Below are 252 nucleotides of genomic sequence, written 5' to 3'. Positions count from 1 at the left end.
GGAACATTTGCTTTTTCACAAACTGGTCCAAAATTCGGGATTAAGGCAGGAATGAACGTATCTTCAATCTCCAAAGACCAAAATCTCAGCGATACAAAATCTAAAGTAGGTTTTAACGCGGGGGGGGTCCTTAATGCTCCTATATCTACCACTTTAAGCCTTCAGCCAGAAGTTATTTACAATGACTTGGGTTCTAAAGTAACCTTTGGGAATGATCATAAAAATTCATATAGCACTAATTTAGGTTATATT

General features: G+C 36.9%; 1 protein-coding gene. It reads left to right on the top strand.

Going from position 1 to position 252, the window contains the following annotated elements:
- A partial coding sequence (locus GNY06_RS15795; protein WP_166520222.1) for an outer membrane beta-barrel protein occupies window positions 1-252 on the top strand: 252 nt, incomplete at both ends.

The sequence above is a fragment of the Elizabethkingia argenteiflava genome (assembly GCF_009904105.1).
Classification (GTDB): domain Bacteria; phylum Bacteroidota; class Bacteroidia; order Flavobacteriales; family Weeksellaceae; genus Elizabethkingia; species Elizabethkingia argenteiflava.
This window is presented reverse-complemented; position numbering and strand designations above follow the sequence as displayed.